Consider the following 2,257-nt stretch of genomic DNA (forward strand, 5'->3'; position numbering starts at 1 on the left):
ACTACGACGACCTCCTGGCCCGGCACGAGAGGACGACGCAGGCCCTGGCCACCGCCGAGGACGAACTGCGCACCCAGCGACAGCACCACCAGGAAGAGACCTTGCGCCTGAACACCCTCCTCCAGGAGCAGCAAGACGCTCACCTACGCGACTGCACCGCATTCGAGGCCCGGCTCGGCCGGGCGCGAGCCGACCACGAGGACCAGTTGCGCGCCCGGGAAGAGGAGGAAGCACGCCTGCGCCGGGACCTGCTCGCGCAGGAGGACAAGATCCGGTCTTTCCGCGGCCTGCTGGAGGACTCGGCCGCCGAGGCGAGTGCCCTGAGGCAGGAACGCGACCGGCTCCGCGTGGAGTCCGCCCGGCTGCGCGAGGACCTGGTGGGCCTTCAGGTGGAACTCGCGGCAGCCGAAGCCGGCCGGGACAACCCTGCCGGCGACGGGATGCTCGCCCCGGCGCTGCTGGCCGTCGGCCAGGTCCTCGACCGCCACCCCGCCCCACAGGAAAGCAGCGAAGCAGCAGGCCGGCTGCGGGTTGCCAGGGGCGCAACCCGGCACAGCAACCCGGTGACACCGTCGGTGGCGGACCATCCGGAGCCGGGCTCGACACCCAAAGCCGACAGGCTGAAACGGCCATCCGCGGGCTTCGTCGCTGTCGGCATGGTGCTCTTGCTGACCGGGCCGTTCCTGCACACCGGCGGCCCCATGGCGGACTCCCGCCCGACAGCCGCCGGATGGTGGTGCATGCCACCGCCGTCGTCCTGCTCCTGACCGGACTTATCCTCATGACCGTACGCGACGTGAAGAAGACCCCCACCGCCGACCCGGACGAACCGCACGACTACACGTACAACTTCCCACCGATGGTCTGAGGGACCCCGAGGCCATGGTCCGCACCGGAAGCTTGCGACATCACCCGCCGGCCGGAACCGCTCCCTGCACAGCCGGGGGAGCCGCCGGAGGTTCCGCGCCGACTGCGGGCCGGACCTTGACCCGTCTGGACGCCGATAACGGATCACCCCCGCGGCGCTCACCAAGCTTGGTGACGGTGCGGGCGTAGAGGACGTTGGGGCCTGCCGTGTTGACCTGGAGCTTGAGGTCGGCGGTGCCGTCGGCTGCGGTTCAGTACCGGCCCGAGACCCTCGACGGCTTCATAGCCGGCACCGGCCTGGCTCTCAACACCCAGCATTACCTTGACGAGCCGAAGTCAGTAGGGACAGGACATCGGGTGAGCGCGACGGTGTCGACTCTCCGTCAAGGACCTGTGTACTCCCTGCCAATGACTTTGCCGCGAGGACTTGGAAGGGTGACCAGCGGATCAACGGATGAAGGTTGGGGGCGTTGGACGCTCTCACGTTGTGAGGGGTGGGAAATGATCAAGAATGCAAAGCAGGCATCGATGCTTGCTCTGACCACAGCGTCGTTGATTGCTGCGGGATTGCTCAGTGCGCAACCGGCTTCGGCAGTGAGCTGGCGGCCGTTGAAGAACGTCAACTCGGATGTCTGCCTGGGTACAAACGGTGGTGCCGTGGCGCGAGGTACGGACCTCATCCAGTGGCAGTGCAACAAAAACGGCGATCAGCAATGGGCCATGGTGCCGGTCGGCGACGGCAGCGGAGCCGTCAGGGTCACGAACCTCAAGGCTCAGAAGTGCCTCGGGATCCAGGGGGGCGGCGCCAACGACGGTGTGAAGGCCATCATCTGGGACTGCAACGACAACAACGACCAGCACTGGTATATGGACCACTACGACGGCAGCGACTACTTCCGGCTGGTAAACCAAAATGGCTTGTGCCTGGGCATCCTCGGGGCCGACACACGCTGGGGCGCACAAGCGATTCAGTGGCGCTGCAACGGCGGCAACGACCAGAAGTGGTGGTGGTAGACACCTGACAACGCTGCAGCAGCAGGTCTACCGGCCCGCAGAGTTGTTCTGCACGGCTGCTCGGCGATGTCCGCCGAATACCTGCCAGCGGTGGTTGTAGGGGTTGTCACCGGTGGCGATGAGGAGGGGCGCTGATACTGGGGCCGCCTCGTAACACGCTGCGGCCGCTGTGAGGGGCTGGGGCCGCCGGGACCGGGCGCGGGCCTCGAGGAGGTCGCCAACGTGGCGGGGGCGGACAGCGCGCGGCCGACGTCGGCTTGGTGGTCCGGGTTCGGGTCGGCCCGGCAGGGCCGACCCGAGTGTGAATGGGTGGGCGGGTGGCACTGGTTGGGTGTCAGCCGGGTCCGGGTGGTCGTCCCTGCTCGCACCGGGCATT

Annotated in this window: 3 protein-coding genes; all 3 read left to right on the forward strand. The window is 67.6% G+C overall.

From position 1 onward, the window contains the following. Positions 1-767 (forward strand): hypothetical protein (locus VR44_RS36475; RefSeq protein ID WP_045951956.1); only part of this gene is annotated, 767 nt, incomplete at its 5' end. Continuing rightward, the gene (locus VR44_RS45620) at positions 731-868 is read left to right on the forward strand and encodes a hypothetical protein (RefSeq protein WP_157880522.1); all 138 of its coding nucleotides are present in this window, start codon (positions 731-733) and stop codon (positions 866-868) included. The genes VR44_RS36475 and VR44_RS45620, both read left to right, overlap by 37 nt. 500 nt (positions 869-1,368) lie before the next feature. Further along, on the forward strand, positions 1,369-1,881 hold the full coding sequence (locus VR44_RS45625) for an RICIN domain-containing protein (RefSeq protein WP_157880523.1): 513 nt from the start codon (positions 1,369-1,371) through the stop codon (positions 1,879-1,881). Positions 1,882-2,257: the final 376 nt, after the last annotated feature.

Origin of the sequence: Streptomyces katrae (assembly GCF_000966975.1) — a bacterium.
In the GTDB taxonomy this organism is placed as follows: domain Bacteria; phylum Actinomycetota; class Actinomycetes; order Streptomycetales; family Streptomycetaceae; genus Streptomyces; species Streptomyces katrae.